At 71.2% G+C, this 10,838-nt stretch carries 9 protein-coding genes; 2 read left to right on the forward strand and 7 right to left on the reverse strand.

Annotation, left to right across the window (positions count from 1 at the left end; genetic code table 11):
• Positions 1-346: 346 nt before the first annotated feature.
• The gene (locus tag ACGFZK_RS37155) at positions 347-1,354 is read right to left on the reverse strand and encodes a stage II sporulation protein M (protein ID WP_393853252.1); all 1,008 of its coding nucleotides are present in this window, start codon (positions 1,352-1,354) and stop codon (positions 347-349) included.
• 113 nt (positions 1,355-1,467) lie between these two features.
• Here ACGFZK_RS37155 and ACGFZK_RS37160 point away from each other — a divergent pair, with 113 nt between their 5' ends.
• Positions 1,468-2,370, forward strand: a complete 903-nt coding sequence (locus ACGFZK_RS37160; protein WP_393853253.1) for an RDD family protein — start codon at positions 1,468-1,470, stop codon at positions 2,368-2,370.
• 4 nt (positions 2,371-2,374) lie between these two features.
• Here ACGFZK_RS37160 and ACGFZK_RS37165 read toward each other — a convergent pair whose 3' ends face one another.
• Together ACGFZK_RS37165 and ahcY are read right to left on the reverse strand one after the other, a co-directional pair.
• Positions 2,375-2,995: a hypothetical protein gene (locus ACGFZK_RS37165; RefSeq protein WP_393853259.1), complete on the reverse strand. Its 621-nt coding sequence runs from the start codon at positions 2,993-2,995 to the stop codon at positions 2,375-2,377.
• A gap of 109 nt (positions 2,996-3,104) precedes the next feature.
• Positions 3,105-4,541, reverse strand: coding sequence for an adenosylhomocysteinase (gene ahcY, locus ACGFZK_RS37170; protein ID WP_393853254.1), 1,437 nt, complete (start codon positions 4,539-4,541; stop codon positions 3,105-3,107).
• 348 nt (positions 4,542-4,889) lie between these two features.
• Here ahcY and ACGFZK_RS37175 point away from each other — a divergent pair, with 348 nt between their 5' ends.
• Positions 4,890-6,941, forward strand: coding sequence for a fructose-specific PTS transporter subunit EIIC (locus tag ACGFZK_RS37175; protein ID WP_393853255.1), 2,052 nt, complete (start codon positions 4,890-4,892; stop codon positions 6,939-6,941).
• A 105-nt stretch (positions 6,942-7,046) separates the two neighbouring features.
• Here ACGFZK_RS37175 and ACGFZK_RS37180 read toward each other — a convergent pair whose 3' ends face one another.
• The 4 genes from ACGFZK_RS37180 to ACGFZK_RS37195 form a co-directional block, all read right to left on the reverse strand.
• Complete coding sequence (locus tag ACGFZK_RS37180) at positions 7,047-7,970, reverse strand: cation diffusion facilitator family transporter (RefSeq protein WP_393853256.1); 924 nt, start codon at positions 7,968-7,970, stop codon at positions 7,047-7,049.
• Positions 7,971-8,042: 72 nt separating this feature from the next.
• Complete coding sequence (gene manA / locus ACGFZK_RS37185) at positions 8,043-9,200, reverse strand: mannose-6-phosphate isomerase, class I (RefSeq protein ID WP_393853257.1); 1,158 nt, start codon at positions 9,198-9,200, stop codon at positions 8,043-8,045.
• A gap of 37 nt (positions 9,201-9,237) precedes the next feature.
• The gene (locus ACGFZK_RS37190; protein WP_393853258.1) at positions 9,238-10,371 is read right to left on the reverse strand and encodes an SIS domain-containing protein; all 1,134 of its coding nucleotides are present in this window, start codon (positions 10,369-10,371) and stop codon (positions 9,238-9,240) included.
• A 72-nt stretch (positions 10,372-10,443) separates the two neighbouring features.
• A complete protein-coding gene (locus ACGFZK_RS37195; RefSeq protein ID WP_030015246.1) occupies positions 10,444-10,629 on the reverse strand; it encodes a Trm112 family protein in 186 nt (61 codons plus the stop codon).
• Positions 10,630-10,838 lie beyond the last annotated feature (209 nt).

Below are 10,838 nucleotides of genomic sequence, written 5' to 3' on the forward strand. Positions count from 1 at the left end.
CTCCGGGCTTTCGTTCTGTTCTTGCGTTTCCGACTCTATCAGACTCTTTCGTGTCCGACTTCCTCGGTGCTTTCCAGGTATTCGCTTTCGCGCTTTCCCTTTCCGGCGGTTCCGACTCTATCAGAAGTTTTCCACCGGATTTCCCGGCTTCGGCTTCCTGAATGCGGAGTCGATTGTGCCCCACTGGAATTCAATTCCGCATTGGGGGCGAGAGAGAGTTTAAACCATCGCTGCCGAACTTGTCCAGTTCGAGGCAACCGTTCGAATCTACCTCCCCGCGCGCTCTGTGTCAACAGTCTTCGCGGGACGACGAGGAGACTAGCAGCTCGACAGGCTTGTACGCACATCAGGCCGCGGTCGGGAGCGTCGCCGTCTGGTCGGCGGCTTCCACGTCGCCCACCTCGCCGGCGCGGGCGGCCCTGCCGCCCAGGACGAAGACGTAGAGCAGGAAGGCGACCTCCGCTGCGACGCCGATCGTGATCCGGGCCCAGGTGGGCAGGCCAGAGGGGGTCACGAAGCCCTCGATCAGGCCCGAGACGAAGAGGACGACGGCCAGGCCGATGGCCATGCCGAGGGCCGTGCGGCCCTGTTCCGCGAGGGCCGTGCGGCGGGTGCGGGGGCCCGGGTCGATGACCGTCCAGCCCAGGCGCAGGCCCATGCCCGCGGCCACGAAGACCGCCGTCAGTTCGAGCAGGCCGTGCGGGAGGATCAGGCCCAGGAAGACGTCGAGGCGGCCGGCGGAGGCCATGAGGCCGATGCCGACGCCGAGGTTGGCCATGTTCAGGAAGAGGATCCAGAGCACGGGTATCCCCAGGAACGCGCCCAGGACCAGGCAGATCGCGGCCGCCTGGGCGTTGTTCGTCCAGACCTGGGCGGCGAAGGAGCCCGCGGGATGGCTGGAGTAGTACGTCTCGTACTCGCCGCCCGGCTGCGTGAGCGCCTTCAGGTCCTCAGGGGCTGCGATGGCGCCCTGGACCTCCGGGTGGGTGGCTATCCACCAGCCGATGAGCACGCCGACGGCCGTGGAGAGCAGGGCCGTCGGTATCCACCAGCGGCGGCTGCGGTAGACCGCGGCCGGGAAGCCGACCGTGAAGAACAGGGCGGCGTCGCGCCAGCCGGCCCGGCGGGTGCCCGTCACCGTGGCGCGGGCGCGGGCGACCAGCTGGGTCAGCCGGCCCGTGAGCAGGGGATCGGGGGCGCTGGTCTGGATCTGGGAGAGGTGGGTGGAGGTGCGCTGGTAGAGCGCGACGAGCTCGTCGGCCTCCTCGCCGGTGAGCTTGCGGCCGCGGCCCAGGAGCTGCTCCAGGCGGTCCCACTCCGCACGGTGTGCGGTCACGAAGACGTCGAGATCCATCCGGTTGCCGCTCCCCTGTCCCAGGTCCCCTGGCCATTGCCTATTCCTAGTGTGGTCAGCTTGGCAGACTGGATGCCGTAGGGGCGGGGGCAGGTCACATGAGAGGTGCTGTGGTGAGCGATCTGGTGACGGGGGACGCTGTCGTCCTGGGGTTGAGGCCGGCGCGGCTGCCGAGCCGTGGGCTGGCGATCCTCCTGGACCTGGCCGTGTACGTCACCGGATACGTGCTCATCTCCGTCGGGCTGACGATGGCGACCGCTTCGCTGGACGAGGCCGCCCGGGCCGCCGTGGGGGTGGCCGGCTTCCTGCTGTTGCTGGTGGGGATTCCGATCGCGGTGGAGACGCTGTCGCACGGCCGTTCGCTCGGCAAGCTCGCCTGCGGGCTGCGGGTCGTGCGGGACGACGGCGGGCCGATCCGGTTCCGGCACGCTCTGGTGCGCGGGGCGATGGGGATCGTGGAGCTGATCCTGACCTTCGGCTCGATCGCGTGCATCGCCTCGCTGGTGTCGGCGCGGGGGCGGCGGCTCGGGGACGTGTTCGCGGGGACGCTGGTGGTCCGGGAGCGGGTGCCGGGAGCGCGGGTGATGCCGGTGCCTCCGCCGCCTCCGTGGCTGGCGGGACGGTTCAGCGGGTTGGACCTGTCCGCGGTGCCGGACGGGCTGTGGCTGGCGATCCGCCAGTACCTGACGCGGATGAACCAGCTGGATCCGCAGGTGGGTGCCGCGATGGCCGTGCGGCTGGCGGACGATCTGGTGGCGCGTACCGGCACTCCGCCGCCGGCGGGGGTGCCGGCTGCCGCGTTCCTGATGGCCGTGGTGCACGAGCGGCAGTCGCGGGATGCCGCCCGGGCCTTGCGGCCGTCGGCTGCGTTCGCCCCCGGCCCCGGGTTCGCGCCCGCGCCGATGCCGGCTCCCGTCGCCTACGTGCCTCCCGCACCCGCGGCGCCCGCGGCACCCGCCGCTCCGGCGGCGCCCGTAGAGGCTCCGCGCGCCGGCGGGTTCGCGCCGCCCGCCTGAGGGGTCACTGCTCCTCGAAGGCCGAGGGCGGTGTCTCCAGGTGTTCGAGTTCGATGCCGGGGGCCGAGAGGACCACGTCCCCGGCGATGTGGATCGTGTGGACCTCGCCCGTGTCCAGGGCGCTGACCTGGTACTCGTCCACCAGCAGCGGGCCGCTGTCCGTGGGGTGCTCCTCGCGGGCCCGCAGGGCCCAGGCCTGGTCGACCGTACGGGGTGCCAGGACCGGGTCGGTGAGGGCGAGGAGCCGGACCCGGGTGGCGGGGGCGCCGGGGGTCAGGCGCAGCAGGCGGGACGTGGCGACCAGGAAGGCCGGGGAGGTGCCGGTGAAGCCGGGGGCGGCGATGTTGCCCTCGGAGGCCTCGGTGCCCGTCGGGTCGGTACGGACCCAGGTGACGCCGTCGATGGCGGCGCCGCGCACCTGCCAGCTCGCGGCGTTGACCTCCATGCGGATGGGACGGCCCAGCTCGTCGATCGCCAGGTCGACGGAACCGCGGTGGTCGCCGTCCGGTCCGGTGAGCTGGGAGACGTAGCGCCAGCCGGAGGGCCCGGGGGCGCAGTGGAAATGCTCCTCGCCGAGCGGGGTGTGGTCGTGCGGGTCGTGGAGCGAGTAGCGGCCGCGGGGCATGGTGCGCACTCTTCTTGGGATCGAGGGATACGGGGCAGGCCCCCGGCACGGATGCCGGGGGCCTGCTTCACGTACTGCTGCCGCTGATCAGAGGCTGATCAGGGGTTGATCAGTAGCGGTAGTGGTCCGGCTTGTACGGGCCCTCGACCTGGACGCCGATGTACGCGGCCTGCTCCGGGCGGAGGGTGGTGAGGCGGACACCGAGGGCGTCCAGGTGCAGACGCGCGACCTTCTCGTCCAGGTGCTTGGGAAGCACGTAGACCTCGGTCGGGTACTCCTCCGGCTTGGTGAACAGCTCGATCTGGGCCAGCGTCTGGTCCGCGAACGAGTTCGACATCACGAACGACGGGTGACCGGTCGCGTTGCCCAGGTTCAGCAGACGGCCCTCCGACAGCACGATCAGGACCTTGCCGTCGGGGAACTTCCACGTGTGGACCTGCGGCTTGACCTCGTCCTTGACGATGCCCTCGATCTTCGCAAGACCGGCCATGTCGATCTCGTTGTCGAAGTGACCGATGTTGCCCACGATCGCCTGGTGCTTCATCTTGGCCATGTCCGAGGCCATGATGATGTCCTTGTTCCCCGTCGTCGTGATGAAGATGTCGGCCGTCTCCACCACGTCGTCCAGGGTGGCGACCTGGTACCCGTCCATCGCCGCCTGCAGCGCGCAGATCGGGTCGATCTCCGTGACGATGACACGCGCACCCTGGCCGCGCAGCGACTCCGCGCAGCCCTTGCCGACGTCGCCGTAACCGAAGACGACCGCGACCTTGCCGCCGATCAGGACGTCGGTGGCCCGGTTGATGCCGTCGATCAGCGAGTGGCGGCAGCCGTACTTGTTGTCGAACTTCGACTTGGTCACGGCGTCGTTCACGTTGATCGCAGGGAACAGCAGGCTGCCCTCGGACATCATCTCGTACAGACGGTGGACACCGGTCGTGGTCTCCTCCGTCACACCGCGGATCTCGGACGCGAGCTGCGTCCACTTCTGCGGGGCCTCGCCGAGGGTGCGGTTGAGGAGCGTGAGGATGTGGGCGTACTCCTCGGAGTCCGCCGTCGACGGGTCCGGGGCGGAGCCGGCCTTCTCGAACTCGACGCCCTTGTGGACGAGGAGGGTGGCGTCACCACCGTCGTCGAGGATCATGTTCGGGCCGCCGGTGGGGGTGTTCGGCCAGGTCAGCGCCTGCTCGGTGCACCACCAGTACTCCTCCAGCGTCTCGCCCTTCCAGGCGAAGACGGGAACGCCCTGCGGGTTCTCCGGGGTGCCGTTCGGGCCCACCGCGATGGCGGCGGCCGCGTGGTCCTGGGTGGAGAAGATGTTGCAGGAGGCCCAGCGGACGTCGGCGCCGAGGGCGACGAGGGTCTCGATGAGCACGGCCGTCTGCACGGTCATGTGCAGCGAGCCGGTGATCCGGGCCCCGGCCAGCGGCTGGGTCTGCGCGTACTCCGCGCGGATCGACATCAGGCCCGGCATCTCGTGCTCGGCCAGGGTGATCTCCTTGCGGCCGAACGCGGCAAGGGAGAGGTCTGCGACCTTGAAGTCCATGGGTGCTGCTCCTCATGGTTCGAGAGGGTGGGTACGGCTGAGCCGTGCGCCGTCCTGGGGACGGGACACCGAGCACAGTCCGTCGGGGGTCCTCTCTCCCCTCGGCCGGTCGCAAGACCGCCCGACCCGCCATCAGCAGCGACGTCTGACACTGAGCACGAATCTACACCGATCGGCGGAGTGAGCCCCAGTCAGACGAGGAAGAAGCTGTGTGGTGACGTCAGGACGTCCGACCGGCACTTTCTGCGCCTTTCGGACTTTTGATCACCGTTCACGCGCGGGAGGATGCCGGTGGAACGGGAACTCGTGCGCGATCCGGCAGGAACCCGTGGCACGAAGGAGAGCGCAGTGACCAGTCCGGCAGACCCTTCGGCAGACCCTGCGGCAGACCCTTCCGTGGACGGGGGCGGGGGCGCGGGCGCGAGCGGGCGGGGACGCCCGAGGCTGCTCGCCGTCACGGCGTGCCCCACGGGGATCGCTCACACCTACATGGCCGCGGAGAAGCTCCAGCAGGCCGCCGACCGCCTCGGGGTCGACCTGAAGGTGGAGACCCAGGGCTCCATCGGGGCGGAGAACGTGCTCTCTGACAACGATGTCAGAGAGGCGGACGGCATCATCATCGCCGCCGACAAGGAAGTCGACCGCGAGCGCTTCGCGGGCAAGCGGGTGCTGTCCACCGGAGTCGCCGACGGCATCCACCGGCCGGAGGAGCTGATCGCGGGCGTACGGAGCGCCCCCGTGCAGAGCTCGACGGGTACGACGGGCGGCGGCGGGGGTGCCGGGGGCGGGAGCGGCGGTGGGGGCCGGGAGCGCAGCGCCGCGTACAAGGCACTGATGAACGGCGTCTCGCACATGATCCCCTTCGTGGTGGTGGGCGGTCTGCTGCTCGCCGTCTCGATCGCGCTCGGCGGGCACACCACGTCCAAGGGGATCGAGTTCGACCCGGACTCCTTCTGGTTCTACGTGAACGCCCTGGGCGGCCTCGGCTTCACGCTGATGCTGCCGGTCTTCTCGGGCTACATCGCCTACGCCCTCGGCGACCGGCCCGCCCTCGTGCCGGGCATGATCGGCGGTTTCCTGGCCGCCGACGCGGTGAACATCTACGGGGCGGAAGCCAACGCGGGCTTCCTGGGCGCGATCGCGACCGGTTTCCTCGCGGGCTATCTGGTCGTGTGGATCAAGAAGGTCGAGGTCCCGAAGTTCGCCCGGCCGATCATGCCGATCATCGTGATCCCGATCGTGTCGACGCTCACCCTCGGCCTCCTCTACGTCTACGTGATCGGCCGGCCCATCTCCTGGGTCTTCATGCACCTGACCGACTGGCTGAACGGGATGACCGGCTCCAGCGCGGTCGTGCTCGGCGTCGTCATCGGCCTGATGATCGCCTTCGACATGGGCGGCCCGGTCAACAAGACGGCCTTCCTCGTCTCGGTGGGCCTCATCGGCACCAACAACGTGGTCATGGGCATGGCCGCCGCCGCGATCCCGGTCATGCCGCTCGGCCAGGGCCTGGCGACGCTGCTGCGCCGCAGGACCTACAGCGAGCAGGAACGGGAAACGGGCATCGCCGCCCTGTTCATGGGCTTCTTCGGGATCTCCGAAGGCGCCATTCCGTTCGCCGCGGCACGGCCGGCGCAGGTCATCCCCGCGAACATGCTCGGCGGCGCGGTGGCCGGTGCGATCGCGGGGCTGGCTGGGGTGGAGAACTCGGTGCCGCACGGCGGTCCGATCGTCTCGGTGTTCGGCGCGGTCGGCGGTGTCGCGATGTTCTTCGTCGCGATCGCGGCCGGCACGGTCGTCACCGCCCTGACGACCAACGCACTGATCGGCCTCAAGCTGCGCGGGGAGGGCGCGGCCGGGCCGAAGGTGCCCGCCCCCGAGCCGGCCCTCGCCGGGACCGGGACCGGGACCGGAGGCACGGGCGGGGCCGGGGCCGGGGCGCCCGAGGTGCTCTCCGGGTACCTGACCGAGCGGACCGTCCGGACGGAGCTGGCCGCGGACTCCAAGGAGGCGGCGATCCGCGAGATGGCCGGGATGCTGGCCGGTACCGGCAACGTCCGGGACGTCGACGAGCTCGTACGGGTCGCCCTCGCCCGGGAGGCCCAGGGCACGACCGGCCTCGGGGAGTCGATCGCCATCCCGCACGCCAAGACGGACGCGGTGATCCGCCCGACCGTGGGCTTCGCCCGGTCCGACGCGGGCATCGAGTGGGGTGCGCCGGACGGGACGAAGGCCCGGCTGGTCTTCATGATCTCGGTGCCGGAGGCCTCGGCCGGCGACGAGCACCTGCGGATCCTGGCGCTGCTGTCGCGCAAGTTGATGGACACCGGATTCCGGGAGCGGCTCCGGTCCGCTCCGGACGAGGCGGCGATCCTGGAGGTGCTGAGCGAGATCCGCTGAGCGGGATCCGCCGGCCGCGTCCGGTCGGCGAAGCGGGAGAGGCCCGAGCGGAAGCCGAAGGCCCCCGCGGGCTGCTGCTCGCGGGGGCCTTCGGCTTCGTACGGGCTACTTGGCGGCCTCGGGGCGGTAGATGTCCGGCTCCAGGTAGATCACCCGGGCGATCGGGACCGCCGCGCGGATGCGGGCCTCGGCGGCGTTGATCGCGTCGGCCACCTCTGTCGCGCTGTCGTGGCCCTCGACCGCGATCTTGGCGGCGACCAGCAGCTCCTCCGGGCCCAGGTGCAGGGTGCGCATGTGGATCAGGCGGGTGACGACGTCCCCGTCGACCACCGCCGCCTTGATCTTCTCCACGTCCTCGATGCCGGCTGCCTCGCCGAGCAGCAGCGACTTGGTCTCGGCGGCCAGCACGATGGCGATGGCGATGAGCAGGACACCGATGCACAGGGTGCCGATGCCGTCCCAGACGCCGTTGCCGGTGGCCAGGGCCAGGCCGACACCGCCGAGCGCCAGCACCAGGCCGACGAGCGCGCCGAGGTCCTCCAGGAGGACGACGGGCAGTTCGGGGGCCTTGGCCCGCCGGACGAACTGGGTCCAGGTCTGGTTGCCGCGGATCTCGTTCGACTCCTTGATCGCGGTGCGGAAGGAGAAGGACTCGGCGATGATCGCGAAGAGGAGGACGCCGACGGGCCAGTACCAGGCTTCGATCGGGTGCGGGTGGTTGATCTTCTCGATGCCCTCGTAGATGGCGAACATGCCACCGACGGTGAAGAGCACGATGGAGACGAGGAAGGCGTAGATGTAGCGCTCGCGCCCGTACCCGAAGGGGTGCTGCGGCGTCGCCTCGCGCTTGGCCTTCTTGCCGCCGAGGAGCAGCAGCCCCTGGTTCCCGGAGTCGGCCAGCGAGTGGACGCTTTCCGCGAGCATCGACGAGGAGCCGCTGAAGAGGAATGCCACGAATTTGGCTACAGCGATGGCGAGGTTGGCGGCGAGTGCCGCCACGATCGCCTTGGTACCGCCCGACGCGCTCATGGGTGCAGGGTGTCCTTCCTAGCCACTGACTACCGGCCGCACATTGTTGCAGCCGATGGGACGGACGCTACGTCAGACCACCACGGTGGCGCGGAATACCGTCCCGCTTCCGGATAGTTCGACCTTTTCGCCCGCCGGCACGAAGACCGACTCGCCAGGACGGAGGGCCAGTTCACCGGCCTGCGGGGAGCCCGCCGTACAGAGCAGGATCTGCGGGGTCTCGTGCGGGAGCACGCGGGAGGCGCCGCCGGGTGCGAGCAGGAAGCGGGAGAGCCGGAACTCGTCGATGGGGGTCTCGTAGACCTCCTCGCCGTCGCCCTCCGGGCGCAGCAGGTTCGGGTCGCCCGGCTCGAACTTCGCGATCTTCAGCAGTTCGGGCACGTCCACGTGTTTGGGGGTGAGCCCGGCACGCAGCACATTGTCCGAGTTGGCCAGCAACTCGACGCCGAGGCCGTCGATGTAGGCGTGCGGGACGCCGGCGCCGAGGAACATCGCCTCGCCGGGCTGGAGTCGTACGTGGTTGAGCAGCATGGCCGCGATGACGCCCGCGTCTCCCGGGAAGTGGTGGACCAGGGTGGCGTACGGGGTGTACGGGCCTCCGAGGCGCGTGACGGCCGCGGCGACCTCGTTCACGGTGTGGGCCATCTCGGCGCGGTCCGCGGTGAGTACGGCGGTCAGCATCTCGCGCAGCGCCGCCTCTTCGGGGTGGGCGCGCAGCAGGTCGACGTACGGCTTGAGGCTGTCCACGTCCAGGCCCGCGAGGAGTGCCGCGGCCTCCAGCGGCGGGCGGAAGCCGCACAGCCCGTCGAACGCGGTGAGCGCGCAGATCATTTCGGGCTTGTGGTTGGGGTCCTTGTAGTTGCGGTGGTCCGCGTCGATCGGGACCCCGCGGCGCTCCTCGTCGTCGAACCCCGCCCGGGCCTGGGCCAGGTCGGGGTGGACCTGGAGGGAGAGCGGGGCGCCGGCGGCGAGGATCTTGAACAGGAAGGGCAGCCGGGGGCCGAACTTGGCGACGGTGGCGGCGCCCAGCTCGCCCTCGGGGTCGGCGGCGATGACCTCCGAGAGCGCCCTCTCGCCCGCGCCGCGGTCGAGGCGGGAGGGGGCGCCCGGGTGGGCTCCCATCCACATCTCGGCCTGGGGCTCACCGGTGGGTTCGACACCGAGGAGCGTGGGGATGGCCGTGGTGGATCCCCAGGCGTAGGGGCGGATCGTGTTCGTCAGGCGGTCCATCGTCGTCTTCCTGGATAGAGCTGGGTACTTGTGCGCCTCAGCTGTGTCCCCCGGAAGCCAACGCCAGGTAGGCGGTGGCGAAATCCGTGACGGCGAGGAGTTCGGCGAGCTGCTCCAGCTCGACGCCCTCCTCCGGTTCGAGCTCGCTGATGGCCGTGTCGTGGCTGTGGGCGAGCTCGCGGGCGGCGGGGGCGGCGGTGAGGCCGCCGGCCGGCCGGTCACGCAGCAGGACGATGCGGGCGCGAAGGGCCTGGGGCTCTTCGACCCGGTCACGGAAGAAGTCGTCGGGGTCGGCGCCCGCGGCGAAGGATCCGGCGAGCAGGACGCCGTGGGCGGGCAGCGCCTCGGGAAGCACGGCGGCGAGCGCGGGGCGGCCGGCGAGCTCGGCGAGGGTGGCGGCGAACCGGCGGCCCGCGGGGGCGGCGCCGGTTCCCTCGCTCCAGATGAGCGGGAGGGAGTCCGCCAGCTCGGCGGCGAGGGTCTTGGCCGGGTTGGTGTAGGTGGCGATGGCGGGCCCGCAGCGTTCGGCCGTACGGTCGAGCCGGTCGGCGACGAGCTGGAGGGTGCCCGGGGTCGCGGTGATCAGGCCGACCCGGTCGAGGAGCAGCAGCAGGGGCGTCAGCAGGGCCCACAGGGCGCCGGGTCCGGCTGCGGCGGACTCGTCGTACTCCGGGTACGGAGCCTTGGCCATCGGTACGAGGAACCCGTGCGCGCCGTCCACCGCCTCGCTCAGCGGTGAGCGTTCGGGGGCGACGGCGACGACGGTGCAGCCGCGGCGGTACGCCTGCTCGGCGAGGACGGCGAGCCCGGGCTCGGTGCCGTCGGTGGTCGCGAGGAGCAGCAGGTCGACGGACCCGGCCCAGCCGGGCAGGACCCAGCGCAGCGCACCGGCGGCGTGGGCGACGCCGGTGGGCTCCAGCCGGATCACGGGCGCGGAGGCCCCCGCGAGGGCGCCGAGCAGGTCGGCGACGCCCGTGGCGGCGGTGCCGGGTCCGGCGATCAGGACGGAGCGCGGGCGGCCGTCGGGGCGCAGCTCGGCGAGGCCGGCCTCGGTCGCGTGCCGGGCGGCGGTACGGACTCTGGCTCCGGCCTCGGCCGCACCGCGGAGCAGGCCCCGGCGGTCGACGCGGGCGAGATCGTCCGGTGCGTCGAGGAGCGACTCGTCGAGCATGGCGGCCTCCGGCGGTGTTGACGGATCCAGGGTGGCGGAATCGGTCTCAGCGTGTGCGTACCCGGTGCCTCGTCAGGCGGGGCGGCGGGCCTCGTCCACGAGGAGCACCGGGATGCCGTCACGGACCGGGTACGCGAGGCCGCAGTCCTGGCCGGTGCAGATCAGCTCGGGGGCCGTCTCGTCGGCCGACTTGTCCTCGAGGGGCGAGTGGCAGGCGGGGCAGGCGAGGATCTGCAGGAGGCCGGCTTCGAGCGGCATGGGGCGATTCCCTTCGGGCATGTGGGTGGGGCGAGGTCAGCGTACCGCCGAGTCACCGCCGGTGCGGTGTCGTGGGGCCCGGGTCGGACCGGGCCCCGGGGCCTGCGCCCCGGGGGGACTGCGTCAGGCGCGGATGAGAGCGAGGGCCTCGTCGCGGATCTTGGCCAGGGTGGCCTCGTCACGGGCCTCCACGTTCAGACGGAGCAGGG

The organism is Streptomyces sp. NPDC048257, assembly GCF_043201855.1.
Lineage (GTDB): Bacteria > Actinomycetota > Actinomycetes > Streptomycetales > Streptomycetaceae > Streptomyces.